21 protein-coding genes and 1 tRNA gene are annotated in these 26,056 nt (G+C 38.1%); 14 read left to right on the forward strand and 8 right to left on the reverse strand.

Annotated elements, in window-relative coordinates:
- The first annotated feature begins 8 nt into the window (after positions 1-8).
- Genes CRO15_RS16365 through CRO15_RS16375 form a run of 3 tightly spaced genes read left to right on the forward strand, consistent with a single transcriptional unit; the run spans position 9 to position 2,657 of the window.
- Positions 9-584, forward strand: coding sequence for a cytochrome c oxidase subunit 3 (locus CRO15_RS16365; protein ID WP_097046940.1), 576 nt, complete (start codon positions 9-11; stop codon positions 582-584).
- Entirely contained in the window at positions 585-821 is a 237-nt protein-coding gene (locus tag CRO15_RS16370) for a cytochrome C oxidase subunit IV family protein (protein WP_097046941.1), read from the forward strand.
- Positions 822-857: 36 nt separating this feature from the next.
- On the forward strand, positions 858-2,657 hold the full coding sequence (locus CRO15_RS16375; RefSeq protein WP_097046942.1) for a hypothetical protein: 1,800 nt from the start codon (positions 858-860) through the stop codon (positions 2,655-2,657).
- Between the two features lie 28 nt (positions 2,658-2,685).
- Here CRO15_RS16375 and CRO15_RS16380 read toward each other — a convergent pair whose 3' ends face one another.
- The gene (locus CRO15_RS16380) at positions 2,686-3,132 is read right to left on the reverse strand and encodes an RrF2 family transcriptional regulator (RefSeq protein ID WP_097046943.1); all 447 of its coding nucleotides are present in this window, start codon (positions 3,130-3,132) and stop codon (positions 2,686-2,688) included.
- Between the two features lie 133 nt (positions 3,133-3,265).
- Here CRO15_RS16380 and nadA point away from each other — a divergent pair, with 133 nt between their 5' ends.
- Both nadA and nadB read left to right on the forward strand, forming a co-directional pair.
- Entirely contained in the window at positions 3,266-4,192 is a 927-nt protein-coding gene (nadA, locus tag CRO15_RS16385) for a quinolinate synthase NadA (protein WP_097046944.1), read from the forward strand.
- 1 nt (position 4,193) lies between these two features.
- Positions 4,194-5,747, forward strand: a complete 1,554-nt coding sequence (gene nadB, locus CRO15_RS16390) for an L-aspartate oxidase (RefSeq protein ID WP_097046945.1) — start codon at positions 4,194-4,196, stop codon at positions 5,745-5,747.
- A 24-nt stretch (positions 5,748-5,771) separates the two neighbouring features.
- On the opposite strand, the gene CRO15_RS16395 is transcribed toward nadB, so the two are convergent.
- The 7 genes from CRO15_RS16395 to CRO15_RS16425 form a co-directional block, all read right to left on the reverse strand.
- Complete coding sequence (locus tag CRO15_RS16395) at positions 5,772-6,983, reverse strand: hypothetical protein (protein WP_133067267.1); 1,212 nt, start codon at positions 6,981-6,983, stop codon at positions 5,772-5,774.
- 120 nt (positions 6,984-7,103) lie between these two features.
- Positions 7,104-7,832, reverse strand: coding sequence for an iron-sulfur cluster repair di-iron protein (ric, locus tag CRO15_RS16400; protein ID WP_097046947.1), 729 nt, complete (start codon positions 7,830-7,832; stop codon positions 7,104-7,106).
- 234 nt (positions 7,833-8,066) lie between these two features.
- Positions 8,067-8,141: transfer RNA gene (locus CRO15_RS16405), tRNA-Val, on the reverse strand.
- A 31-nt stretch (positions 8,142-8,172) separates the two neighbouring features.
- Complete coding sequence (locus CRO15_RS16410) at positions 8,173-8,583, reverse strand: 6-pyruvoyl trahydropterin synthase family protein (RefSeq protein WP_097046948.1); 411 nt, start codon at positions 8,581-8,583, stop codon at positions 8,173-8,175.
- Between the two features lie 107 nt (positions 8,584-8,690).
- Positions 8,691-10,253, reverse strand: a complete 1,563-nt coding sequence (locus tag CRO15_RS16415) for a RagB/SusD family nutrient uptake outer membrane protein (protein WP_097046949.1) — start codon at positions 10,251-10,253, stop codon at positions 8,691-8,693.
- A gap of 10 nt (positions 10,254-10,263) precedes the next feature.
- Complete coding sequence (locus CRO15_RS16420) at positions 10,264-13,332, reverse strand: SusC/RagA family TonB-linked outer membrane protein (RefSeq protein WP_097046950.1); 3,069 nt, start codon at positions 13,330-13,332, stop codon at positions 10,264-10,266.
- Positions 13,333-13,798: 466 nt separating this feature from the next.
- Complete coding sequence (locus tag CRO15_RS16425) at positions 13,799-14,248, reverse strand: helix-turn-helix domain-containing protein (protein WP_097046951.1); 450 nt, start codon at positions 14,246-14,248, stop codon at positions 13,799-13,801.
- Positions 14,249-14,584: 336 nt separating this feature from the next.
- On the opposite strand from CRO15_RS16425, the gene CRO15_RS16430 reads away from it, so the two are divergent.
- From CRO15_RS16430 to CRO15_RS16470, 9 genes are all read left to right on the forward strand, one after another.
- Entirely contained in the window at positions 14,585-15,457 is an 873-nt protein-coding gene (locus CRO15_RS16430; protein WP_097046952.1) for an AraC family transcriptional regulator, read from the forward strand.
- A 105-nt stretch (positions 15,458-15,562) separates the two neighbouring features.
- Positions 15,563-16,882: an L-fuconate dehydratase gene (locus tag CRO15_RS16435; RefSeq protein WP_097046953.1), complete on the forward strand. Its 1,320-nt coding sequence runs from the start codon at positions 15,563-15,565 to the stop codon at positions 16,880-16,882.
- Positions 16,879-18,222, forward strand: a complete 1,344-nt coding sequence (locus CRO15_RS16440) for an alpha-L-fucosidase (RefSeq protein WP_097047152.1) — start codon at positions 16,879-16,881, stop codon at positions 18,220-18,222. The genes CRO15_RS16435 and CRO15_RS16440 overlap by 4 nt, the downstream gene beginning before the upstream one ends.
- Positions 18,223-19,002, forward strand: a complete 780-nt coding sequence (locus CRO15_RS16445; RefSeq protein WP_097046954.1) for an SDR family NAD(P)-dependent oxidoreductase — start codon at positions 18,223-18,225, stop codon at positions 19,000-19,002.
- An 18-nt stretch (positions 19,003-19,020) separates the two neighbouring features.
- A complete protein-coding gene (locus tag CRO15_RS16450; RefSeq protein WP_097046955.1) occupies positions 19,021-20,514 on the forward strand; it encodes an alpha-L-fucosidase in 1,494 nt (497 codons plus the stop codon).
- Positions 20,515-20,523: 9 nt separating this feature from the next.
- On the forward strand, positions 20,524-21,378 hold the full coding sequence (locus tag CRO15_RS16455) for a fumarylacetoacetate hydrolase family protein (protein WP_097046956.1): 855 nt from the start codon (positions 20,524-20,526) through the stop codon (positions 21,376-21,378).
- 1 nt (position 21,379) lies between these two features.
- Positions 21,380-22,207, forward strand: coding sequence for an amidohydrolase family protein (locus CRO15_RS16460; RefSeq protein WP_097046957.1), 828 nt, complete (start codon positions 21,380-21,382; stop codon positions 22,205-22,207).
- A gap of 1 nt (position 22,208) precedes the next feature.
- Positions 22,209-24,602 carry a glycoside hydrolase family 95 protein gene (locus CRO15_RS16465; protein ID WP_243397004.1) on the forward strand — a complete coding sequence of 798 codons (2,394 nt, stop codon included), beginning with the start codon at positions 22,209-22,211 and terminating at the stop codon, positions 24,600-24,602.
- A 4-nt stretch (positions 24,603-24,606) separates the two neighbouring features.
- Complete coding sequence (locus CRO15_RS16470) at positions 24,607-26,055, forward strand: alpha-L-fucosidase (protein WP_165769986.1); 1,449 nt, start codon at positions 24,607-24,609, stop codon at positions 26,053-26,055.
- Position 26,056: the final 1 nt, after the last annotated feature.

A 26,056-nucleotide genomic window follows, 5' to 3' on the forward strand; every position in this document is an offset into this window, starting at 1 on the left:
AAGCTTATATGAATCAGAAAGTCATTAATCATAAAAATGTTTATTATCCACCTGGTGGAATCCTAATTTGGATCATTATCCTTTTAGAGTTGGTCACCTTTGGCATTGCTTTGATAGCAATGATATATGAGGGGAAAGCAGAACCTGACCAATTTCATGATTCTAGATTGTCGCTTAACGTAACTTGCGGCATGATCAATACGGTTTTCTTGTTGACGAGTGGGTTTTTTATGGCACTTTCGGTTAAGGAAGTGAATATGAAAGGAAAGCACGGGTTGAAAAAATACTTGCCTGTGACCATACTTTTTGGGAGCTTTTTTTTATTGCTGAAGAGTTGGGAGTATTATGAAAAGATAGAAGCAGGATTAAGTATGGGGCACAACACCTTTTTTAACTATTACTGGATGCTTACGTTGTTCCATGTTATTCATGTAATAGTAGGGCTCGTTATTTTAATTTCAGTGTATTTAGGATTGAAGAAAGAATCCACTACAATTGAAGATATAGAGGCAAGTGCTGCTTTTTGGCATATGTGCGACCTCATATGGCTTTTATTGTTTCCATTACTTTATTTATTCTTTTAAATGGACAGAACAATAACCATAACTTGGATTCTTTTAGTGGTGCTGACCATAATCACATCGCTATTTTCTGGAATGAACGGGATCAATGTATCTATTTTTGTTATAGTATTGGCAGGATTTAAGTTTTTGGGCGTGGCATTTCAGTTTATGGAATTGAAAAAAGCACATCTTTTTTGGAAGATCATCATCTTTGCATATCTCATTTTATTTGTATCAATCATTTTAATCATTTTATAAAATTCTAGGTCAGAAAAATATTGACCTCACGCAATTATGGCACAAACACATACATTTCATATCCCGGTAATGGGAATAGGTTTTACAATAGATTCTCCTCTTAAGGTTTCAAAATTTGGGATAGACTCTGTAATCTCCTTGGTAGATGACATCTTAATTGAAAAAATGAGAGTTATGTATTGCAAGAAATTTAAAATCCCATATGAAGAGATTACGGAAAAGATGGAGGATTTCAGGGCAAAAAGAATCACATCATACTTAAATTTGATAAAGACCTTATCCGAAAAAGAATTTGAAGAGTTCAAGAAAACAACGACTAGAACTATTAATGATATCAATATTTTTTTTGATACACTTCCTGATGCTTCTTCCTTAAAACGGGAATTTAAACAATTGACAAAAAGCCATTTCAGTTTTAATGAAATAAAAAATTGGTTCAAAGAGAATTTATCCATGGGAGGGATTGATGTCAATATCATGACCAAGGTGGACAAGGATAATTATATTGAAGGGGAAAAGCTGCCCACCGAGTATAATGATGCCCATGCAGCTTTACGGGGGTTTGCAATGAGCGATGTTGATTCATCTTTGGTGCTCTCAGCAGGGATGAATCCTAGATTGTACAGTTATTTATCCCAGTTCAAAGATTTTTACCCAGACAAGAATGGTTTTATAAAAAAGAAGGTCATTCTAAAGGTAAGTGATTATCGTTCTGCTATGATTCAAGGGAAATTCTTGGCGAAAAAAGGGATTTGGGTCTCAGAATACAGAATTGAATCTGGATTGAATTGTGGTGGTCATGCTTTTGCAACGGAAGGGTATTTATTGGGACCAGTATTGGAGGAATTCAAAGTTAAAAGAGAAGAATTACGTCAATCCTTGCAAGAGCTCTTATTCCAAACGTTTTTAAATGCTGATAATGTGGTTCCCAAAACAGATTTGAACTTTAAAATTTCAGCCCAAGGAGGAGTGGGGACAGCAGAGGAACATCAGTTTTTATTGGAGTACTATCAAGTAGATTCTGTGGGGTGGGGAAGTCCTTTCTTGTTGGTTCCGGAAGCTACGACAGTAGATGATGCCACGTTGAAAAAATTGGTTGAAGCCAAGGAAGAGGATGTTTATTTAAGTGATATTTCCCCATTGGGAGTCCCTTTCAATAACTTAAAAGGAAACACGAAGGATTTGGAAAAAATGCGCCTTATTGAAAAAGGGAGACCGGGGAGTGCATGTCCCAAAAAATTTGTGGCTTTGAACAAGGAATTTACAGAGAAAGGAATCTGCACCGCTTCACGGCAATATCAATATTTAAAAATCAAGGCACTTGATAAAGAAGATATTTTAGAAAGCGAATATCAAAAAAGATATAATGAAATCATAGAGAAAACCTGCACCTGCGTTGGTCTGGGAACCACGGCATTATTGGCAAATAATCTGGATACCAAAACCGAAGGGGAAGGTGTTTCCATTTGCCCAGGCCCCAATATTGCTTATTTTTCCAAGGCTATGGGGTTGAAGGAAATTATCAATGCCATTTATGGCAAATCATCTAAGATTACCAGTGCGGAGCGTCCCAATATGTTTGTTAAAGAACTCAATATTTATATTGACTTCCTAAAAAAGAAGCTAGATGAAATGGTATTGGTAAGTACCCCAAAGCAAATTAAATACGTGAAAGCTTTTGCGAATAATTTAAAGGAAGGTCTGCAATATTATAACCAACTATTTGGTCAAGTCCGTAATAAGGCGGAAAGTGATTTGTCGTCAATTCTTCAGGATTTGAGCAAAAGCGAACAAAGGCTACAAAGATTAAACCTGGAAATAGTTAAATTGGGATAAAGATTTATTGGTTTTGGACTAGGGTCTTTTACAGTCCTATGTCCTTCAATGTAATATATCTTCCTTTCTGTTTTATTTCGCCCACAAACTCTGCTATGGTTTTATCCTTAAAATCATTGTAGATTTTTGCTTTGAACGGAGCTACGGTGAAATGAACTGGACAGGGGTTTTCATCCCCACAAGCGGACAAACCCATAAAACATTGGTCAAATTTATCGGTGCCATCAATACACTTGATAATGTCCCAAACAGAATTTTCAAGATTTGCTTTGTCAAGAAAGAATCCTCCTGTGGGACCTTTGGAAGAAGATACCAGTTTATTCTTGGTAAGTTGTTGCAGTAGTTTAGCCAAAAAGGGTTGTGGAGTTTCTAAAGCTTCAGAAATCTTTTTTACGCCTATTTTTTCTCCTTCTTCCTCTTGCATGGCCAAATAAAGAATGGATCGTATAGCATACTTACATGCATTGGACAGCATAAATATCTTTTTTATCAAATATATAAAAAGACATTTTAGTCTTAATTGTATATGAGACATTTTGTATGACTTTTGTCATGCTTTTTTATGATGCCCGACATTATTTTCGCGCTAAGCAGAACTAATGGGCAGAATGAATCTAAAGAAAAAAATAGAAGCACTAAAAAAGGATAAAAACGCTGTTATCTTGGCACATTATTACCAGATTCCGGAGATTCAGGAAATTGCTGATTATGTTGGAGATAGTTTAGGGTTATCACAAAGAGCTGCAGAAACAGACGCCGATATAATTGTCTTTGCAGGGGTTCATTTTATGGCTGAAACGGCCAAAATTCTGAATCCGTCAAAGAAAGTGCTATTGCCTGACCTTGATGCTGGTTGTTCTTTGGCCGAATCATGTCCACCTGATGCTTTTGAAGCATTCGTGAAATCACATCCAAACCATACCGTGGTTACCTATGTGAATTGCAGTGCCAAAGTCAAGGCCTTGACCGATATTGTCTGTACATCGTCCAATGCCCTAAAGATTGTTGAATCCATCCCAGAAGACCAGCCCATTATTTTTGCTCCTGATAGAAATCTGGGAAAATACATCATGCAAAAAACAGGCAGGGATATGTTGCTTTGGGATGGAAGTTGTTTGGTGCATGAAGCATTCTCCATGGAAAAACTCTTGGCGCTTCACAGGGAATACCCAGACTGTAAGATCATTGCTCATCCTGAATCTGAGGAACATATTCTTAAAACAGCAACATACATTGGTTCTACGGCTGGAATGATTGAATATGTGAAGTCCCATCCCAAGGGAAAATTCATAGTGGCCACCGAAGCAGGAATTCTTCATAAAATGCAAGAAGAAGTTCCTACCGCTGAGTTGATTCCAGCACCGGCAAAAGAAGATAACACTTGTGCTTGCAGCGAATGTGCTTTCATGAAGATGAATACGTTGCAAAAGTTATATGATTGCCTGCTTAATGAAAGCCCTCAAATTGATGTAACAAAAGACATTCAAGAAAAAGCACTGGTTCCTATTGAGCGTATGTTGGAACTTTCAAAATAGCATGATTACAACTGATTATTTAGTCATTGGCTCAGGAGTGGCCGGGTTAACTTTCGCCATTAAAATTGCAGAAAGATTTTCGGATAGGACAGTTGTTATTGTTACCAAAGGTGATGAGAGTGAATCCAATACCAAATATGCACAAGGTGGTGTGGCCGTTGTATTGGATACTGAGGAAGATTCATTTCAAAAACACATTCAAGATACATTGGTTGCCGGAGATGGTTTATGTGATGAATTGGTGGTGCAAATGGTAATTAAGGAAGGGCCAAAACGCTTTAGCGAGTTGATTCATTGGGGCGCTAATTTTGATATTGATTCCGAAGGAAACTTCAGCTTGGGAAAAGAAGGAGGGCATTCAGAATACCGAGTGGTGCACCATAAAGATATTACAGGGTATGAAGTAGAACGTGCTTTGCTAAAAAGAGTACATCAACTTAAAAATATACAATTGTTGTCCTATCATTTTGCCATAGATCTTATTACAGAGCACCATTTAGAGGAACAGCATTCTGAAAAATTAGCATGCTATGGAGCATATGTACTGAATGAAAAAACAGGAGAGATACTTGCCTTAAAAGCAAAACATACGCTATTGGCTTCTGGAGGTATTGGTAGGGTTTATGGGCATACCACCAATCCGGATATTGCAACTGGCGATGGCATAGCTATGGCCTATAGGGCAAAAGCGCAAATACAGGATGTGGAATTTGTACAGTTTCACCCTACTGCTTTGTACGACTCGGAGAAGGGGTCTTCTTTCCTTATTTCGGAAGCTGTAAGAGGATTTGGCGCATACCTGCGCAATAGGAAGGGACGCCGTTTTATGCCAGGTTATGATGAACGGGCCGAATTGGCATCCAGGGATGTTGTATCACAATGTATTGATAAGGAATTAAAAAGAACAGGTGATACCCATGTGTATCTGGACTGTACACATTTGGATATTGAAGCTTTTAAAGGTCATTTTCCCAATATCCACGAAAAGTGCAAGAGCCTTCATATTGATCTTGCCAAAGATTGGATTCCGGTTGTGCCAGCATCGCACTACCTGTGTGGGGGAATTGTGGTGGATAAAAATGGGGAAACAACAATCAACAATTTGTTTGCCTGCGGCGAATGTTCAAGAACTGGATTGCATGGGGCCAACCGATTGGCTTCAAATTCTTTGTTGGAGGCATTGGTCTATGCCCATAATGTTTTTGAGCATCTTTCAACGGAAAATAGAGAACACACAAATTTGGATATTCCTGAGTGGAATGATGAAGGTACAAGTATTCCGAAGGAACATATAATAATTCAGCATAACCTTAAAGAACTGCAAGCACTGATGCGGGATTATGTGGGCATTGTGCGCAGTAATGATCGATTGAAAAAGGCCATCACTCGTTTGGATGTGATCTATAAAGAAGTGGAAGTATTGTATAAAACCTCAAAAGTGAATACCTCCCTTTGTGAATTGCGAAACATGATCAATGTGGCCCACTTAATTATTGGTCAGTCATTATTGCGCAAAGAAAATAAAGGAGGGTATTATAATATTGACAATTTATAACGTCAATTGGTATTCCTTTGAATATCAATTTCCAGTCGTTTTCCTGAACTGATTTATAAAAATATTGATGATGCCAAGCAGGAGTATGCTACTGGCAGCAGCTAAATACCATAAATAATCAGTTGCCAGAGATGTTTTTAGCCATACTGTAAGCCCTTTGTAAAAAAGAAGAGCTTCGGTTAGGAAAAATCCAATGAGGTAAAGAATTACGGTTCTCTTTGTTAGGTGAATCAACTTAAATTGGGATAAAAATGCTAGAATAGCGGTACTAATTACACCTAAGAATGTCCAATGCAAATACCCTATGATCAAATCAATATTTGATGAGATGACCAAAGCAAAATAAGGAATCGTTCCGATCAATTGAAATATTAATTTCATTAGAAAAAGAAGCGCAACCAGTTCCATCAAAAAGAAGAAGAGCTTGGTAGTTGCTTGTTTTAGCTTTTCCGATAGGGCATACAAAGATTTCATCAAAACTCCCATGGCCAAAAGCTGTAAAATACTCCCTATGGCCGAAAAGATATAGATGGTGAAATGTGGTTTCATCCACAATAGCGAAATACCGAAGGTAAGTACAACCCCCAGATTGATCATCCAAAAGAATGGCCTGAATGTCTTTTGGGGCAGATTTATTTCTCTCTGTTCAAGAATATAAAGGAATAGCCCAAGAAGTGCAATGATGAACCATCCGTTGTACTGAAAGTGCAAATAGAAATAAATGGCATTTCTGTATAGATCGGAACCGCTTCCTGCCGTATTCATAATAATGCCCAAAGCCCAGGGGCCTATACTAGATATTGCCATGTAACATAACGAAATTCGAATACACTTGTAAGAATGGGCTTCCTTTTGCTTTTCCGAGGTGTATTTTAGGAACAACCACATAAAAAAATAGGAGGCAAACAGAAACAGGGTTGAAAATATGATGGAAAACAAGGCGTACCCCGTAAAAGGAAAGGTGAGCAGCATTCCCACAATAGTAGCTTGGGTAAACCAAAACAAGTTTTGATATTTTTTATGGATAGACGCATTACTCAAATATGATTTGTAAATCAATGTGGTTAAAGCGGTATAGACCCATCCTAATAAGGCAACATGGGAATGTGTATGGACGAGGAACCTATAATCAAACGGAAGTTCAACTAATTGAAAAAGCCGTAAAGCCATTCCCAAAAGGGCAATTAGGAGAAGATATCCCAGGGCATAAATACTATGTTTCTTTAACGTTTGCACGAAATCCAATTACAGGTCAAAGGTACTTTTTCCAAAGAAATGTTATTAATGGATAAAAACTAAAAAATGGAGCATCTAAACTTGTTGATACTCCATTTTCTAATGGCTATGAAATTAAAACTATTTTACTTCTAACCGCTTTTCCAGTGCAATGGCTTTGGGGTGTAATATATTGTTTTCCAGATGAATATGGAGATGTAAGTCTTGTTCAAATTCGTCCAGTTTGGCATATAAAGCCTTAAAAGTATTGCAGGCTTCCGCTGGAGGAGTATAATTATTGGTCAGTTTTGCAATTTCTTTGAAGATATCTCCAGCATCCTCGTGTTCATGCTCCATCATCTGTATAGGATTGTTTACAGATCCAAATGGTGGGTGTATATTACCAATTGTATTCTCTTTTTCTGCCTTTACCAATTGTTTGATAAATGGAAACAAGACTTGTTCTTCCTTTTGAAGATGGGATAAAAGCTCATTGGCCACATTGTGAAACAGAATATTGACCTCAAGAACTTCTGGATAATGTTTTCCATGTACTTTGGCCACTTTGTTGGCGTATTCAGATAATATGGGCAGGCTTTCATTAACATAAGTATGATGGACATTGATGATGTGGTCCACCAAAAAGTTGATGTCCCATTTACCGTAGTCGTGAGCTCGGTCTACAATGTTGTCAACCTCCATAAGTTCTTTCTCCAAAAGCACTTGATCCACTTTATTTTTTTCGCAAGCTTTTTCCACGGAGATACCCCCTCCACAGCAAAAATCTATACCGTGTTTTTTAAATATATGTGCAGTTTTAATGTTCTCTGTGACAAAGTCTGCTACAGTTTTATCTTTTGTGATTTCCATAAACTGTTTTATTGAATTGTAATTTCTTGTTGTCTGCTAATGAAATAAAAAGATTCTTTTATCTTTTATTGTGCGAAGATAAACCCCAACCTTAGGCAGTAGTATGATATTTGTCATATTTTAGAAACGATATGTAAGATTTGTTTTTGAAAACTTAACAAATAATGAAAAGGAAGAATAAACAGGTATAAAAATAAAGGACTCCCACCAAAAAATGGAAGAAGTCCTGTTGCGTGGGATATACTGGATTCGAACCAGTGACCTCTGCCCTGTCAAGGCAGCGCTCTAAACCAACTGAGCTAATATCCCTTTAAAAAGGGAGTGCAATATCGTAAAATTGTTACCAATCACCATACTCTGCTGAATTCTTTTTTGTTTCGTAGAGCGTAATGTGGAGTAATTGGTCTTTTTCCAATTTAGGTTTTAAAATATCATAGATAACTTTCACAAAATGTTCCGTAGAAGGAAGCAAATTTTCAAATTCAGGACAATCTTCGTTTAAGTTCTTATGATCAAATCGATCTTCAATTTCTTTTTGTATGAGGTTGCCTAAGACGGCTAAATCCATAACAAATCCTGTATCCGGATTAACGTTTCCTCTAATTCTAACCTCTAGGTCAAAGTTATGACCGTGGTAGTTGGGACTATTGCATTTTCCAAAAACCTCAATGTTCTTTTCTTGGCTCCATTTAGGGTTATGAAGTCTATGGGCTGCATTAAAGTGGGCTTTTCTACAAATGGTGGCAATCATTGGATTGAAATTTGGTCAAAGATACTTTTTAATACAGGATTGAACTAAAAATGAAAGGAGCTGCGGCCTAAGCCAACAGCTCCTTAAATCAATTGAAAAAAGTCTAGTTAGTTAAAAGTTGGGATGTTTGTATCATCTGTTCTTGCAGGTGCTGCTGCTATATTATAATGCGGCACTACTCCAGTTGGATCTGCACTTACCCCTCCCAGAGTGTACAGTTCTTCTTCCAATACCTCAAGCTCGGTAGCCGGAACTGGAAAATGTCTGAAGGTACCCACCTGCAATTCATTGATTCTTCTTCTATCGAAGAAACCACTTCCTACCGCCGTATTGTATAGCTCAATATAACGTTCGTAAAAAATGGCATCCAATATTTCTTGTTGAGACGCTCCACCTGCCAATGGAGTCAATTCCCCTCGTGTTACCCTGGATCCTGCGTTAACATCATCAACAGCGGTTGCATCATTCAATCGTGCCTTTGCTTCAGCCAAAAGCAGCCTGTTATCTTCTAGCATGAATGTTTTTATCTGTTTGGCATCAGCTCCATCTGAAAAACCTTCATCATATAGATTACGAGTATGAAAATAATGTGAGTAATGGAATCTTCCTCTTTCTGCTCTAAAAAGAATATCAGACCTAAATTCGAAATCCTTACCAGTACCCACTCTTGCATCAGGAGTTGTCATTTCTGGATTATCTAAAGTAGAACCTGAAGTGGCTGGAAAGAATGCTGGTTGACTTGGATCTAATAAGTTCACGATTCTCATATCCAATCTACCGCCAAAAGCTCCAAAACCATTAGGGGAATCCATTAGCACATTTGCGTTGTTCCACCAGCTAATACCATTATCCCCAGTTGGCCCAAAGTCTTCGGTTATTCCATTTTCAGCATAGGTTTTAATGGTATTCCAATCAATGGCATTTGTTTCACCTTGGTTTCTTGCCGACTGGACTATAAATCTAGCTTTGTATGAGTTACATAGCTTAATCAACTCGTCCTGTGGAAGGGAAACGCCATTTATAACCGTATTTGGAATTTCAAATGAGTTGGCATTTGCTATGGCGATGGCTGCATCCAAATCACTGATAGCTTGAGTTATTAACTCACTATAGGTTACAAACGGTAATTTTTGAGATATGTCCGTATTCTCATCTACAAGGAACCCTTTTTCAAACAAAAGGCCTAAATAACCATAGGAGAAACCTCTTAACAGATATGCAGAGGCCAAAACCATGGGGGTGTTATCTACACCGCCTGCAATCCAGGTAATCCCATTATTGGTAATTGCATTTATAACATCATTAGCTGAAGAAACAGCTGCATAATTTCCTTGCCAAGGTTGTTCAAGTACAGCGGAATCTGCCCACGAAGCTGCATTTAAAATTGGATTTCTTGGTTCATTGGACAAAACCCTCATACCAAAGTTACCCCAAGAGCAAGTAGCAATATCACCTGCAACGGCAACAGCTGGGTAAAGGTCCCTGTTATTTGCCTGCCACCAGGTCACAAAACCTCCGCTAACTATACCGATCAAATCAGTTCCGTTGGCCAATACTTGTGATCTATCTGGATTATTCTGATTTATTACATTATCTATTTCCTTGGTGCATGAAAAGGAGAAGATCAAAAGACCAAGAAGTAGAACTTTATTTAGAATTAATCTTTTCATTTTATTTTTTTTAGAATGTTAATTGTACAGAGAAACTATACGTTTTTGTGGTAGGATAAGGAAAGTTGTCAACCTTAAAAATGTTGGGATCTCCACCTGGTGTATTGGGATCGTTACCAATTCCATCGGTATCCCTAGTGGTCAAATTCGCTCTATTGGATTCTGATTGGTGGGTTATTTCTGGGTCAAAACCAGAATAATTAGTAAAGGTTAGCAGGTTTCTACCAACAAAACCAAACTTCATGGTATCAATAAAATTGGCCACACTACCTAAAGATTCGCCCTTTAAGGTGTAATAGAGTGATAATTCTCTTAGTTTGACAAAAGAACCATCTTCTACGAAAGCTGAACTTGGTAGATTAACATTGTACAAGCCCTGATAAAAATTGTAGGGTAATCCACTTGTTATATCTGTGTGCCTTCCATCTCTATAAAGCCATTGTTTAGTTTTATTATAGATGTCGCCGCCTTGTTTCCAATCGAACAGAGCATAAAGGGAAACATTTTTATAGTTAAAAGTAGTGTTGATACCCATTCTGAAATCCGGAGTTATGTCTCCTATGACAAAGAACTCATTTCCAGAGGCATCGGCTCTTCTAACTGGCGTTTCACCTGTAGCTTGATCAACGACAAATCCAGCGCTGTTTACCACAAAATCACTTGCGTTCGATCCTGCTGGTAAATCAGAGAGGCTTGTTATGAAGTCGTTACCATACATAACTCCAAAGTTCTGACCTTCTTCAATTCTAAAAAGCGTGGTTTCTTGGGTACCGGGACCTGTCAAGTAAGCTGGAACATCCAGTTGGCTAACTTTTTGTTCGGATTTATCCCAAACAATTCCCAAATCCCATGATACATTATCACTTTTTATGATATTGGCATTTAAAGATGCTTCATACGTGGTTGCATCAATTTCCCCTGCATTTCTCCATTGAGCGCTAAATCCAGCAGCAGCTGACAATGGCACTCTAAGAATTTGATCTTCTGTTTTTGCTTTTACATAGTTAAACTCAAATGAGAAACGATCAAGGAAATTCATATTCAAACCTAATTCAAGCTCCCCTGTTTTAGCAGGTCTTAAATCATTATTACCAATTGTGGCCCTTGTTGGGGAACCATTTCTAAGTAAAAATGTCTCAAAGCGCATTTCATAGCTAGGTCTGATACCTGCAGTACCATAAGAAGCTCTTAGCTTTAATTCTTGCACACCTGGAATTTGGATATCCTCCGTTACACGATAGGCCAAACTTGTTCTAAAGTAGTTTGCCCATCTAGTATTGGGGCCAAAGAGTGAAGAACCTTCCCGTCTGGCAACACCACTGAAGATATATTTGTCTTTGTAATCAAAATCGGCAATTACAAAGTAACTATCAGTTAAGATTTCTTGCGCTTGGGATGAAACTGAAGGAGAATCTGTAATGTTGTCCAATGAGCGTATACCGGAAACGGCTAGATTGTACCCTTCCGAGTTGTTGAATTCACTTTCATATCTTTCATGAAGATAACTAAAACGTAAAGCTAAGTTATAATCAGAATCTACGGAGAAAGGTGAAAACAACGCATTGAACCTCGTGTTCTGAGCTCTACCATTAAAATTGGAACGTTGAATAAAGCCTATGTTTTGTGCCTGGCCATCTGGATCATCGGACAGATATCCTTTTGGAATGTAATCTTGAAAGGTGTTGTTCTCAAAATCATAGGAATATGAACCGTTAAGCTTTAACCATGGAGTAACCCTATAATCAAGTGCAACGTTACCCAAAACCCTATTTCTTTTCTCCGACTTATCATTATTTGCCAATGTATAAAGCGGATTCTTTATGTTGGGATCAAATGTATTGCTGTCAAAATTATAAGGACTTCCGTCTTCTTCGTTTACAGCATTCCAATCATAAATGGGCTCGGTTATCAAGGCGGGAAACAAAATACCAACTGTTGTTCCTGAATTAATTGCTGCATCTCTATTGGAATTACTATAGAAAAGAGAAGTTTTAACACTGATTTTGTCCGAAAGATTGTTGTCCAGATTCAATCTGAAGTTGTCTCTTCTGTAATCATCTACTAAAACATATATTCCCTCATCTTGAAGTCTTTGGTAAGAAAAAAGATACCTGGTCTTTTCATCCCCACCTGATATAGATGCATAATGTGTGTTGAACACTCCTGTTGTAAATATTTCGTCTTGATAATTAAAAATGTTACCGATAGGATATCGATTGTCACTCAATCCGTCATCATCAACTTCACGAGATCCACTCGTAAGGTCAAATGCAGAACCATCTGCTGTAAGTTTGAACCTATGCGTGGTGGCCAAATCATACTTGCTGGTTATTTCTTTTACTCCAAGTTCACTTCTGTAGGTAACATTGATTTTGTTGTTTCCTTTTCCTCTTTTTGTGAAAATTTGGATTACCCCGTTTGCAGCTCGGGAACCATAAAGGGAGGCTCCTGCAGCTCCTTTTGCAATCTCAATTCTGTCAATGTCCTCGGTGTTGATATCTGCCAATCCTCCTTCAAGAATTACACCATCAACAATTACCAGTGGATCCTGGCCTGTAGAAAGCGAGTTTGCGGTTCTTAACTGTATTGATACATTACTACCGGGTTGACCACCTGGTGAAGAAATTGATACACCGGAAACCTTACCTTGTAATGCAGCAGCGGCCGATGTTGCAGGAACATTTTCCAGCAACTCATTTTTTACTTGCCCGAGTGCAAAACTCAGTTCTTTTAAGGATTTTCCAGAGGCACTACCTGTCACTACCACTTCTTCTAGTGCTTGGGCATCTTCCTCCATTTGTACATTGATTACATTTTGGGCACCTACTTCCCTTTGGGTTGTTCTTTGTCCTAAATAGGTAAAAACCAATGTCTGTCCAATGCTAGCTGTAATGGCATAGTTGCCATCAAAATCAGATTGGGTTCCATTGGCCGTACCTTGTACAATAATGTTGACCCCTGGCAATGGTGTTCCAGTTTGATCAAGAATTGTTCCTGTGATTGTTTTTTCTTGAGACTGAACAGATGCTATGGATAATAGCACAAAAACAAGCGTCCCAAATAGCTTCTTTACTTTCATAGAGTTAAAAGTTTTGTTATTAATTGTGAGTTAGCGCAACTGAGAAAGGTAGGCGGGAGGGTATATGATAGCTAATTCAAATAATACTCCCTGAACTAAAACAAAACTTAATGGAAAGTCTCTAATTTATTAAGGTAGTAAGACCTCTCACCGCCTTACCTTTACAATTGCAATAGCAAAACAATTGTAATGTTGCGTGCAAAGGGTACTTCTAAAACGGGACGCACCTGAAAATAATTCCAGCCCAACGGGAAGAACTCTTTTTAACAAAAAATTATGGAGTCATAGGGAATAAAAGGTTTCTTAAAATTTAACAGGTACTTGTTTTTGGAGTTACTTAATCTGCTTGTAAAACAATGCAAATACTGGTTAATCTTGTAAGATAATAAGAAAGTGAATGGGGAAAGATGGGTAAGGTTCGCTGAGGTTATAAAAAGAACACTTTTTTAGGCAAGAATGATTTTCCTTATGAAGCGTACATTGAAAGGTTTCTGTAATCATTCGGACTTAGCCCGGTTTCTTTTTTAAAAGCACTATAAAAACTAGTCTTACTATTAAACCCAACTTCATACATTATAGCCTTTACACTAAGAAATGGTTGGGAAATCAACAAGTGTTTGGCTTCTTGTATTCTATAATGATTTAATAGGGAATAAAAATTCTTTTGGAGGTATTCATTGATTACTTGGGAAACTTTATATCTATCTTCAGCTATATGTTCCGAAAGATCATTTAAGCCTATTACATTGTTCTTATAAAGTTTATCATGCTCAAAGGCCCGTTTAATTTTCTCTTTTATTTCAGAGGCTTCTCTTAGCGTTAATCCAGACTTTAAATATTTAGATGACAAAACCATCTCTTGCTCCTTGGAGCGAGTACTATGAATTGAAAAAAAATGTTGTATTAACCTCTTCATCTATTTATAGTAAGAAATCATATGTTAAAGTACATTGAAAGACCCTAATTCAAGGTTTTGCCGATAAGGATTTACGTAAAATATCATCGGGAATGTTTACGTATTAAGTAACTCTACTAAAGCTGAAGCATTTGCTTGAATGAGCTAAAACTCTCGCGGCTTTTTCAATTACATCAGTACTTTTTTTGCTGTAATTGATACTTTTTATTGAATAAGTACATTTTTTGCACGAAAAATGAAATATTATATATCTTTAAAACAAAAACTTGACTCACCACAGCTTATCAACAATGATGAGTAGTGAAAAATTATGGTTAAAATCAAAATGGGTTAATAATGAAACTTCACTTACTAAATAGAAGCAATATCAATGGGTCTTCATTTTCTGTTTCAAATAATATGTATCCCTACTTTTTAAAAGTTTGGCATTATCACCCCGAATTGGAGTTGGTCTTAACCGAAAAAAGTAACGGTATGCGATTTGTTGGTGACAGTATTCAAAAGTTTGAAGCTGGTGATATAGTTTTGCTGGGTAAGAACCTACCACATATGTGGTTGAACAGTGAGCGTTATTTTAAGGATAATGTGCCTGATGCCGCTCATGCTATTGCTATTCATTTTAGGGAAGATTTTCTAGGAGATAAATTTTTTGAGGTTCCCGAATTTGGTCCGATCAATGAGCTTTTAAAGAGGGCGGTAAGAGGTGTTAATTTTAAAAATGTTGACTCTAAGATAATCGAATCGTTTAGGAGTATGTTAGATTTGCAGCCATTTGAACGAGCCATAGCCCTGATTCAATTATTGAATGTATTATCCAAGCACCAAGATTATCAACTTTTATCCAGCATAGGATATTTGGATAACTTTATGGATGCCCAAAACAAACGTTTGCATCAAATCTATAAATACGTGTTCGATAATTTTAAAGGAGAAATAAATGCAAGTCAAGTAGCTAAGGCTATAGGCATGAATTCTTCTGCATTTAGCCGGTTTTTTAAAAAGACGCACAGACAATCCTTTACCAAGTACTTAAATGAGATAAGGGTTGGTTATGCTTGTAAGCTTTTACTGGAAAGTGAGAATAAGATTACAGCTGTGGCCTATGAATCGGGCTTCAGTAATATTTCCAATTTTAATAGGCAATTTAGGGTCGTAAAGAATATGTCTCCCTCAGAATATATTAAATTTCATACAGAAAAAGGAAAATAATGTTGGAGGAGGCAAATAAAATATCACTTTTAGTCATTTTTGAGGTGGTTGGAGCTATGATCTTGGTGTAGTTTTGATTTTTTAACCAACTTTTTAGTCTACAATATGTTGACCATTCTTGATTTAGAAGTAAAAGACATACGCTTTCCAACCAGCCAATCTTTGGATGGTTCAGATGCGATGAACCCTGATCCGGATTATTCTGCTGCTTACGTAATATTAAAAACCGATCATCCAAAAGGCCTTGAAGGTCATGGCTTAACTTTTACAATAGGTAGAGGTAATGAAATTTGTGCAAGCGCCATAGAAGCCATGTCCCATCTTGTGGTGGGAAAAACCTTGGAAAGTTTTACCAATGATATGTCTGGCTTTTGGAAAATGATCACAGGCGATAGTCAGTTACGCTGGCTGGGACCAGAAAAAGGGGTTATACACTTAGCAACTGGAGCTTTGGTCAATGCAATTTGGGATCTATATGCAAAAGTTGAGGATAAACCACTATGGAGACTTTTGGCCGATATGACTCCTGAGGAATTTGTTTCCTGTGTTGATTTTACCTATATCACGGACGTTATTACACCAGATGAGGCATTGCAATTATTGCGAAAACAGGAGGCCGGCAAGAAAGAACGGGTGGCGTACTTGCTTAAAAATGGTTATCCAGCTTATACAACTTCTGCGGGATGGCTTGGGTATTCCGATGAAAAAATGAGACGCTTGTGTCAGGAGGCAAAATCTGAAGGCTTTAAGCATTTGAAGATGAAAGTGGGCGCAGATTTGGGAGATGATATGCGAAGGGCAGCGATTATTAGGGAAGAAATTGGAGATGACCTTAAATTAATGATGGATGCCAATCAAAAATGGGATGTTCAGGAGGCCATTCAGAATATGGGTCAATTAAAAAAATATAACCCATGGTGGATTGAAGAGCCTACAAGTCCTGACGATATTTTAGGACATGCAAAAATTGCTGAGGCCGTAGCGCCTATAAAGGTGGCTACGGGTGAGCACTGCCAAAACAGGGTAATTTTTAAACAACTGATGCAGGCAAAGGCCTTTGAGGTCTGCCAGATTGATAGTTGTAGGGTTGGCGGTGTCAACGAAATATTGGCCATTTTACTAATGGCAGCAAAGTTTGAAGTACCTGTTTGTCCCCATGCAGGAGGAGTTGGGCTTTGCGAGTATGTTCAGCATCTTTCTATGGTTGATTTTATCTGCGTAAGTGGTACGATGGAAGACCGGATTATTGAATATGTTGATCATTTGCATGAACATTTTATTGATCCCGTTGTCATTAAAAATGGGGCATACATGCCTCCAAGGCTTCCGGGATATAGTATTGAAATGAAACCTGCTTCAATGGAACAATATGCCTTTCCGGAAGGGGAAGTTTGGAAAAAAATGCCAAAACCAGAACTTTTATGAAACCTCGATACAGATTTCTTGCTGTTTTATTGCTTTTAGGTACTGTGACTTTTAGTCAAGGGCAGGGAAATTACACCCCTTCTCAATCAAATATAGAAGCTAGGGAATGGTTCCAAGATGCTAAGTTTGGGATGTTTGTTCACTGGGGGGTTTATAGTATATTGGGAGATGGTGAGTGGGTTATGCAAACCCAAAACATTCCCGTAAAAGCCTACGAAAAGCTGCCTACATTCTTTAATCCCATTGAATACAATGCTAAAGAATGGGTGAAAATGGCAAAGGACGCCGGAATGAAATACATTACCATTACAAGCAGGCACCATGATGGCTTTTCAATGTTTGACACCAAGGTTACTGACTATGATATTGTAGATGGAACACCTTATGGGAAAGATGTATTGAAGGATCTGGCAGAGGCCTGTAGGGCAGAGGGAGTAAAACTCTTTTTTTACTATTCGCTATTGGACTGGCGAGATGATAATTACTTTCCTAGAGGAAGAACGGGTGCAAAGATACCTGGTAGATCAGAAACAGGGGAGTGGGGCAAGTACATAGATTTTATGAAGGCGCAATTAACTGAGTTATTGACCAATTACGGCGAAATAGCAGGTATTTGGTTTGATGGTCATTGGGATCAGAAAGATTGGGATGGAAAAAAATTTGGAAAGTTAAATGTGGATTGGCATTATGACGAAATCTATAAGTTGATTCATGACCTGCAACCACAATGCCTAATTGGTAATAACCATCACTTGGCACCTATTGAAGGTGAGGATTTTCAAATGTTTGAAAAGGATTTGCCTGGAAAAAATACTAAAGGTTGGGGAACTGATGCTTCGGATGTTGGGAACTTGCCTTTTGAGGTCTGTGAGACCATTAACGGTTCTTGGGGTTTTAATCTACAGGACAGAAAACATAAATCCAAAAAAGAGCTGGTACAGTATATTGTAAAAGCGGCTGGTTATGGAAGCAATCTTTTACTGAACGTGGGCCCAATGCCCAATGGTGAAATTCAAGAAGAACATAAAGAATCTTTAAAGGAAGTGGGAGAATGGATGCGTGCCAATGGGTCAACCATCTATGGAACTGAGCAGGGGCCAATTCCTCCGACGGATAAAATGGCTTCTACCCAAAAAGACAAGACAGTGTTTCTACATCTTTTGGATGTAACCGAAACAGAGGTGCTATTAAAAGATTTTGACAGAAAAGTAAGAGCAGTAAGATTTTACAAAGATCAAACCTCTCTGAACTATAAAAAGAATAAAAATGGACTGTTGATTAAAATCCCTGAAGATGGATTGGATCCAATAGACACTATAATAGAAATCACCCTTAAATAAATGGCATCATATAATTACAAAGACAAAACGGTAATAATCACTGGTGGTGGCAGTGGTATTGGAGAAGCTTTGTCAAAGAAGTTTGCTTCTTCGGGAGCCAATGTCCATATTTTGGATTTTCAATTGGAGAAAACCCAAGAGGTGGTTGATGAGGTTCTTGAAAAGGGAGGTCGGGCCCAAGTGCACCAATGTGATGTTTCCAATCAAGAACAAGTCAAAGAAATTGTCCAGGGCATAGCATCTAAAAATTCCTTGGATATATTGATTAATAATGCAGGAATTGCTCATGTAGGTAATATTGAGGGCACTTCAGAAAGTGATATGGATAAACTCTATCAGGTAAATATCAAAGGAGTTTATAATTGCATCTATGCCTGTATTCCAAAAATGAAAGAGCAGGGTAATGGCGTTGTTTTGAACATGGCATCCATAGCATCCACTGTGGGTATTTCAGATAGGTTCGCCTATTCTATGACAAAAGGCGCGGTTTTGACAATGACGTATTCCATTGCCAAAGATTATATTGATCATGGTATTCGCTGTAACAGTATTTCTCCTGCTAGGGTGCATACACCTTTTGTTGATAATTTTATATCTAAAAACTATCCTGGAGAAGAAAAGGAGATGTTTGAAAAGTTATCAAAAACACAACCCATTGGACGTATGGCCAAACCTGATGAGATAGCATCTTTGGCTCTTTATTTATGTTCCGATGAAGCATCTTTTATTACAGGAACAGACTTCCCGATTGACGGTGGATTTATAAAATTAAATGGTTAAAAATAAAGCAATAATCTAATGAACAAAAATACATCCAAATCAAAAATATTAAGTCTGGCGATTTTATTTTTTTTGATATTCGCTGCACATGTAATGGGGCAAGCAATCTATGAAGATGAACGGTATGTGCCAGAAACTGACCCTTTGGTTTTAGAAAAACTGGATCAGTGGCAAGATCTTAAATTTGGGCTACTTATGCACTGGGGTGCATACAGTCAATGGGGTATTGTTGAATCTTGGTCCCTTAGTCCAGAAGAATATGGTTGGTGTGAGCGTAAAAAAGGTTCCAATCCAGAGAATTATTTTGCATACAAAAAGGAGTACGAAAATCTTCAGAAAACCTTCAATCCTGTAAAATTTAATCCTGAAAAATGGGCAAAAGCGGCTAAAAATGCTGGGATGAAGTATGTAGTTTTTACTACAAAACACCACGACGGATTTAGTATGTTTGATTCAAAATATACAGATTACAAGATTACCGATAGTAAAACACCTTTCAGTACAAATCCAAAAGCCAATGTCACCAAAGAAATATTTAATGCCTTCAGGGAAGAAGGACTTTGGGCGGGAGCCTATTTTTCAAAACCAGATTGGCATCATCCTAATTACTGGAATCCTTACTATCCGCCAAAGGACAGAAATGTGAATTATGAGCCAGAGGCAAATCCAGAAATGTGGAATGATTATGTGGAATTCACCCACAACCAAATTTTGGAACTATTGACAGACTATGGTAAAGTTGACATTCTCTGGTTAGATGGCGGTTGGGTCGCCAAAACCCCCAAATCCCAAATTACCAGTTGGTATGACGGTCAATTGAAAAACAACGAAAATGGATATCTAAAACATAGAATAGTGAATCAGGATATCCGTATGGACGAGTTGGTGGTGAAAGCACGGAAAAAACAACCCGGACTTATAGTGGTGGACAGAGCTGTGCACGGAAAGAACCAAAACTATCTTACCCCTGAAAACAGAGTGCCAGAAAAGCCTCTTCCTTATCCATGGGAGTCTTGTATTATTGCCGGAGGAGGTTGGTCCTATTCCTTTAATGCCAATTATATGAGCACAAAGCAAGCTGTTCATACATTGGTTGATATTGTGGCCAAAGGAGGCAACCTTTTGTTCAACATAGCCCCAAGTCCTGAAGGAGAGTGGGATCAAGGTGCATACGATTTGTTGGAAGGTATTGGAAATTGGATGGATGTTAACAAAGAGGCTATTTATGGAACTGAGGCAATGGCACCATATAAGGACAAGAATGTTTGTGTTACAACTAAACCAGATGGTAGTATATACTTGACTTATTTGATGGTGGAAGATGAAAAATCCATTCCCAAAAGTGTAGAATTTAATGGATTAAAATTGAAACGTGGAAGTAGAGCTTCCATTTTAGGGGCAAGAGGCTCTGTTAAATGGCATCAAGATGGAGATCAGCTACGATTTGAAATTCCAGATGCTGCAATGAATAAATTAGCAGGTACACCTGCCTTTGTAATCAAGATAAAATAATACGCTTATATGAAACTCATACGATTTGGATCTAAAGACAATGAAAAACCAGGGGTTCAGCTCAATGATAAAACCAGACTTGATGTTAGTGGTTTTGTTAATGAATATGATGAGGATTTTTTTGGCGACGATGGTCTTGCCCGTCTAGAAACTTGGCTGGATAAAAATGCAGATGAATGCCCTGTTATAAAAGAAGATGTTAGACTTGGGTCTCCTTTAAAAAGACCTTCCAAGATTGTTTGTGTAGGACTTAATTATGCGCAACATGCTGCTGAAAGTGGTATGCCAGTGCCTAAGGAGCCCGTATTGTTTTTTAAAGCTACTTCTGCTATTGTGGGCCCCAATGATGATGTGATTATTCCTAAAGGAAGCGAAAAAACTGACTGGGAGGTAGAATTGGCCTTTGTAATTGGCAAAAAGGCATCATATGTAACTGAAGAAAACGCTATGGAACATGTTGCTGGTTACGTGCTGCATAATGATTATAGCGAGCGCGAATACCAGTTGGAACGAGAAGGACAGTGGGTGAAAGGAAAAAGCTGTGATACATTTGCTCCTCTAGGTCCTTATTTGGTCACTAAAGATGAAATAAAAAACCCTCATGACCTCAACTTATGGCTTAAATTGAACGGAGAGATGATGCAAAATAGCAGCACCTCAGACTTTGTATTCAATATTCCAAAACTGGTGAGCTACATTAGTGAATTCATGACTCTTCTACCGGGAGATATTGTATCTACGGGAACACCGTTTGGAGTTGGATTGGGATTGAATCCTCCTAAATATCTTAAGCCTGGAGACGTAGTAGAATTGGGTATAGATGGTCTGGGAACCTCAAAACAGCATATAAAAGCTTTTGAATGATATGAGAATTGATAGCCATCAACATTTTTGGAAATATGATTCGGTCAAGCATGCCTGGATTAATTCGGAAATGGAGGTTATCAAAAAAGATTTTTTACCCACAGATTTGGTCCCATTGCTTAAAGATGGCAAAATGGATGGTTGTGTAGCCGTGCAGGCAGATCAATCTGAAAAAGAAACAGACTTTTTATTACAATATGCTAAGGAGTATCCATTTATTTTAGGAGTGGTAGGTTGGTTAGACCTCTGTTCGAAAGATATTGAAGAAAGGCTGATAAACTACTCAAAATACCCTAAGCTAAAAGGTCTTAGGCATATAGTCCAAGATGAGGATGATGACTATTTCATGCTTAGACCTGATTTTTTGGACGGGATTTCGAAACTTGGAGATTATGGGCTGACTTACGACATTCTAATTTACCCAAAACAGTTGCCAGCTGCTGTTGAATTGGTTAAAATGTTTCCTAAACAACCTTTTGTGCTGGATCATATAGCAAAACCAAATATCAATGGTAGTATTGATAAGGAATGGAAACATCATATTACGGAACTCGGCACATTTCAAAATGTATATTGTAAGGCATCTGGTATGGTAACAGAAGCCAGTTGGGGTACATGGAGACCAAAAGATTTTTATCCTTACCTAGATATTGTTTTTGAATCTTTTGGAAAGGATAGGATTATGTTCGGTTCAGATTGGCCTGTATGTCTGCTTTCAGCGCAATACCAAAAGGTTTTGTGTATTCTGAAAAAATATTTGGTGCAGTTTCCAGCTAGTGTTCAAAGCCGAATCATGGGATTAAATGCTAAGGAATTCTATAATTTGTAACATGGGAAATTTAGGTATAGTATTTAATACAATTAAGAGCGTCCAAACACAAATGGCATGCTTGACCATTCTAATATCAGGCTATACATCTATTAAAGCACAAGATGTAAAAGATGTGCTCTGGTATTCAGAACCAGCAACGGAATGGATGCAGGCTTTGCCCGTAGGAAATGGTAGATTGGGTGCTATGGTATTTGGAGATCCTTACCATGAACGAATTCAACTGAATGAAGATTCTATGTGGGCCGGAGGTCCGGATTGGGAAAGTAGCAAGGGGAATAGTGATGATCTATACCATTTAAGGCAATTGCTCAAAGAGGGAAAGACACGTGAGGTAGATAGTCTTATCGTTGAGAAATTTTCCAATAAAAGCATTTTGCGCTCTCATCAGACTATGGGAGACCTGTATATTGATTATAAAGGGAAGGATGTTGTTTCTAATTATAGAAGGGAGCTTGACCTTAACACAGCACTGGTCACTACATCATATACCCTAAATAAAGCCCAATATACCCAAAGGGTATTGGCATCTCATCCCGATGATGCTCTGGTTATAGAATTGGCTACAACGTCCAAAGATGGATTGAACCTTGAATTGAGGTTGGACCGACCTAAAGACCATGGACAATCTACCGTTAACGTGTCCAATCCAGCCGATGATGAAATCAGTATGAAGGGCATGGTGACCCAATATGGGGGCAAGAGATTCTCAAAACCACTGGCAATAGACCATGGAGTACGTTTTGAAACCAGATTGAAAGTGGTCACTGATTCAGGTACAGTTTTGGCCAAGGAAGGCAAGGTAATCCTGAAAGGAGTTAAAAAAGCGATTCTTTTTATTGTTGCCAATACCTCTTTTTATCAGAAGGAAGGTTATGTCCAGAAGAATAATGAAACGTTATCAAAAATTACTTCAAAATCATTTGAATCCTTGCTTTCGACCCATATTTCAGATTATCAAAGCCTCTATAAAAGGGTTTCTTTTGATTTAGGTGGCATTGAGCAGAACAAGTTGCCCATCAATAAGCGATTACAGAATATAAAGAATGGAAAGCATGACAACTCCCTAGCTGCCATGCTTTTTCAATTTGGCCGTTATCTATTGATTTCTTGCTCACGCCCAAATACAAATCCAGCTAACTTGCAAGGACTTTGGAACGATCATATTGAAGCTCCTTGGAATGCGGATTACCACTTGAACATCAACCTTCAAATGAACTATTGGCCCGCAGAGGTCACCAATCTTAGTGAATTACATGAGCCTTTTTTCAATTTAATAGACCGTGTCTTGGAGAGAGGGAGGATTACCGCTAAAGAACAATATGGTATCAAACGAGGTACAATGGCCCATCATACAACGGACCTCTGGGCCACACCATTTATGCGAGCAGAACAAGCGTACTGGGGTTCATGGATTCATGGAGGTGGTTGGTGTGCACAACATTATTGGGAGCATTACCAATTCACACAGGACATTAACTTCTTAAAACAAAGAGCGTACCCAGTGTTAAAGGATTTGTCCGCTTTTTACTTGGATTGGTTGGTTTGGGATGAAAAAAGCGAAAAATGGGTGTCATCTCCGGAAACGTCACCGGAAAACTCTTATATCGCTCCCAATGGTAAATCTGCTGCAGTTTCCTATGGTAGTGCCATGGCGCACCAGATAATAGGCGAAGTATTTGATAACTTTTTGGAAGCTTCAAAGATTTTGGGAGCTAAAACGTCTCTTGTAAAAGAAGTGAAGGAAAAAAGAAAACAATTGCATCCCGGAGTACTCATTGGAGAAGATGGTCGCATTTTAGAATGGAACGAACCTTATGAAGAACCTGAGAAAGGTCACCGTCATATGTCTCACTTATATGCATTGCATCCAGGAGATGATATTGTGGAAAGTGATCCAAAGGCATTTGCGGCCGCACAAAAAACAATTGATTATAGGTTAGAGCATGGAGGTGCAGGAACAGGATGGAGCCGCGTTTGGATGATAAATATGAATGGCCGCCTGTTAAATGGAACAGCTGCTCAAGAAAACATTGATAAATTCTTGCAAATATCATTGGCAGATAATTTGTTTGATATGCACCCACCTTTCCAAATAGATGGAAACTTTGGCTATACTGCCGGAGTGGCAGAGTTACTACTGCAATCCCATGAGGAATTTTTAAGGTTATTGCCTGCACTTCCTCCCAAGTGGAAGAACGGTTCTATAAAAGGTCTTAAAGCAAGAGGGAACATTACAGTCAATTTAGAATGGGAAGATGGAGTCCTTAAAAAAGTTGGACTAACCGCCGCGGAAGAGACAAAGTGTGTTTTGAAGTATAAAGATTCATTAAAAAAAATTGTACTGCCCAAAGAGAAAACCATATTTCTTGATGCAGACTTAAATAAACTTTAAAAGAATGAGAAAAAGCATAGTTTATCATATTGGAACAATGCTTGTCCTATTGGTTCTTGTGCAGGGTTGTAAATCTGAGAAAAAGAAACCGGTTGTTACATCGGAACCTATAGCCGTTAATTATTTGGAGGAAACCAAGAAAGATTTTGACACTCGGATGGAGTGGTGGCGAAATGCCCGTTTTGGAATGTTTATTCATTGGGGCCCTTATGCTATTCCAGCAGGAATGTATAATGGAAAACCGGTAGATGGTATTGGAGAATGGATAATGAACAATGCCCACATACCAATTACGGAGTATGAAGTTTATTCAAAACAGTTTGATCCAAAGAAGTTTAATGCGGATGAATGGGCAATGATCATGAAAGAAGCTGGAATGAAGTATGTTGTTATTACCTCCAAACACCATGATGGTTTTTGTTTGTGGGATTCCAAAGTTTCAGAGTATGATATCATTGATTTTTCATCTTATAAGAAGGATATTTTAAAAGCATTGTCTACGGCTTGTAAAAAACAAGGCATAAAATTTGGAGTTTACCACTCCATTATGGATTGGCACCATCCAGATGCACAGTCCATTAATTATCCAGAATACAATAATGCTTCCAAACCAGGCGGGAATCCCAACTTTCCTTCATACCTAGAAAACTATCTAAAACCACAAATGAAGGAGCTTGTTGATGATTATGACGTGGAAATCATGTGGTTTGATGGTGAGTGGATTGACGAGTTTACCCATGATCAGGGAAAAGAACTATATCAATATGTTAGGTCATTAAAACCAAACATTTTAATAAATAACAGAGTGGATAAAGGGAGACAAGGGATGCAGGGTATGAATAAGGCTGATGCTGATTATGCTGGTGATTTTGGTACACCCGAACAAGAAATTTTGGAAGGCTCGTCAACCTTGGACTGGGAATCGTGCATGACCATGAACGATACATGGGGGTTTAAGAAGAACGATCATAATTGGAAATCGGCCCAAACACTTATTCATAACTTAATAGATGTAACAGCAAAAGGTGGAAACTATCTTTTAAATGTAGGTCCTACATCAGAAGGACTTATTCCTGGGCCCAGTGTTGAACGCTTGAAGGCAGTTGGGAAATGGTTGCAGTCAAACGGTGAGGCAATTTATAACACAGAAAAACTAAAAAACAATTACAGGCAAGGAAATGACATACTATTTACAAAATCTAAAGGAAAAGATGTGTATTATGCTGTATGCCTTACCAAGCCCAAGCCTGAAGTTACCATAGAACATTTGCAACCACAAGAAGGTACAAAAGTAACCTTGTTGGGTTCTTCCGTTCCTTTGAAATGGACTTATGAACAAGGAAAAGGCACAACAATCAGTGTTTCGGCCCCAGTTTTAGAAGAACTGAACGAAGAATACGCATGGACTTTCAAAATAAATGGCAACGAGATTGAGAATAAGATTTCAGAATAAT

Source organism: Flagellimonas pacifica, from assembly GCF_900215465.1.
Classification (GTDB): Bacteria; Bacteroidota; Bacteroidia; order Flavobacteriales; family Flavobacteriaceae; genus Flagellimonas; species Flagellimonas pacifica.

What these genes read in the sequence shown, in the direction of transcription:
- CRO15_RS16365 (WP_097046940.1), top strand. Translation starts at nt 9, where the DNA reads ATGAATCAGAAAGTCATTAATCATAAAAATGTTTATTATCCACCTGGT.
- CRO15_RS16370 (WP_097046941.1), top strand. Translation starts at nt 585, where the DNA reads ATGGACAGAACAATAACCATAACTTGGATTCTTTTAGTGGTGCTGACC.
- CRO15_RS16375 (WP_097046942.1), top strand. Translation starts at nt 858, where the DNA reads ATGGCACAAACACATACATTTCATATCCCGGTAATGGGAATAGGTTTT.
- CRO15_RS16380 (WP_097046943.1), bottom strand. Translation starts at nt 3,132, where the DNA reads ATGCTGTCCAATGCATGTAAGTATGCTATACGATCCATTCTTTATTTG.
- nadA (WP_097046944.1), top strand. Translation starts at nt 3,266, where the DNA reads ATGAATCTAAAGAAAAAAATAGAAGCACTAAAAAAGGATAAAAACGCT.
- nadB (WP_097046945.1), top strand. Translation starts at nt 4,194, where the DNA reads ATGATTACAACTGATTATTTAGTCATTGGCTCAGGAGTGGCCGGGTTA.
- ric (WP_097046947.1), bottom strand. Translation starts at nt 7,832, where the DNA reads ATGGAAATCACAAAAGATAAAACTGTAGCAGACTTTGTCACAGAGAAC.
- CRO15_RS16410 (WP_097046948.1), bottom strand. Translation starts at nt 8,583, where the DNA reads ATGATTGCCACCATTTGTAGAAAAGCCCACTTTAATGCAGCCCATAGA.
- CRO15_RS16415 (WP_097046949.1), bottom strand. Translation starts at nt 10,253, where the DNA reads ATGAAAAGATTAATTCTAAATAAAGTTCTACTTCTTGGTCTTTTGATC.
- CRO15_RS16420 (WP_097046950.1), bottom strand. Translation starts at nt 13,332, where the DNA reads ATGAAAGTAAAGAAGCTATTTGGGACGCTTGTTTTTGTGCTATTATCC.
- CRO15_RS16425 (WP_097046951.1), bottom strand. Translation starts at nt 14,248, where the DNA reads ATGAAGAGGTTAATACAACATTTTTTTTCAATTCATAGTACTCGCTCC.
- CRO15_RS16430 (WP_097046952.1), top strand. Translation starts at nt 14,585, where the DNA reads ATGAAACTTCACTTACTAAATAGAAGCAATATCAATGGGTCTTCATTT.
- CRO15_RS16435 (WP_097046953.1), top strand. Translation starts at nt 15,563, where the DNA reads ATGTTGACCATTCTTGATTTAGAAGTAAAAGACATACGCTTTCCAACC.
- CRO15_RS16440 (WP_097047152.1), top strand. Translation starts at nt 16,879, where the DNA reads ATGAAACCTCGATACAGATTTCTTGCTGTTTTATTGCTTTTAGGTACT.
- CRO15_RS16445 (WP_097046954.1), top strand. Translation starts at nt 18,223, where the DNA reads ATGGCATCATATAATTACAAAGACAAAACGGTAATAATCACTGGTGGT.
- CRO15_RS16450 (WP_097046955.1), top strand. Translation starts at nt 19,021, where the DNA reads ATGAACAAAAATACATCCAAATCAAAAATATTAAGTCTGGCGATTTTA.
- CRO15_RS16455 (WP_097046956.1), top strand. Translation starts at nt 20,524, where the DNA reads ATGAAACTCATACGATTTGGATCTAAAGACAATGAAAAACCAGGGGTT.
- CRO15_RS16460 (WP_097046957.1), top strand. Translation starts at nt 21,380, where the DNA reads ATGAGAATTGATAGCCATCAACATTTTTGGAAATATGATTCGGTCAAG.
- CRO15_RS16465 (WP_243397004.1), top strand. Translation starts at nt 22,209, where the DNA reads ATGGGAAATTTAGGTATAGTATTTAATACAATTAAGAGCGTCCAAACA.
- CRO15_RS16470 (WP_165769986.1), top strand. Translation starts at nt 24,607, where the DNA reads ATGAGAAAAAGCATAGTTTATCATATTGGAACAATGCTTGTCCTATTG.